Annotated in this window: 1 protein-coding gene; it reads left to right on the top strand. The window is 57.5% G+C overall.

Annotated elements, in window-relative coordinates; genetic code table 11:
- Positions 1-11: 11 nt before the first annotated feature.
- A partial coding sequence (locus EG19_RS12025) for a type I-C CRISPR-associated protein Cas8c/Csd1 (RefSeq protein ID WP_235208745.1) occupies positions 12-442 on the top strand: 431 nt, incomplete at its 3' end.

Genomic DNA, 442 nt, shown 5'->3' with positions numbered 1-442 from the left:
TGCATCCCAAGGTGAAAGGGGTAGCTAACGCTCAGCCGAGCGGCGCAACCATTGCCGGGTGCAACGATTCCGCCTATTGGTCCTACGGCCTCGAGCAAAGCTTCAACTCTCCAGTTTCGAAAGAAGCAGCACACCGCTACATCACCGCCCTCAACGCTCTTTTGGAGGGCCCTAAACGGGAAAAGCATCGGCTGGTTGTGGGCAACACTACCGTTGCCTTTTGGACCGAGCGGCCTACCCCTACCGAGGATGTTTTTGTGGCGTTTGCTGCAGAAGGGTCTGACGCTCTCGCGAGTGAGTTAGCGCAAGACGAAGCGGTTCGAGCGAAGCTCGAAGCGTTTCTGAAAGCTCTGCGGCAGGGACGGCAGGCTTATGCCGAACTCGAGGAAAATCCAGAAGGCACTGGGTACTTTATTTTGGGTTTGGCGGCTCCCACCCCGGC

This window comes from Thermoanaerobaculum aquaticum (assembly GCF_000687145.1).
Taxonomy (GTDB): Bacteria; Acidobacteriota; Thermoanaerobaculia; order Thermoanaerobaculales; family Thermoanaerobaculaceae; genus Thermoanaerobaculum; species Thermoanaerobaculum aquaticum.
The sequence above is the reverse complement of the archived record's forward strand: the minus strand, read 5'-3'. Positions and strand labels throughout refer to the sequence as shown.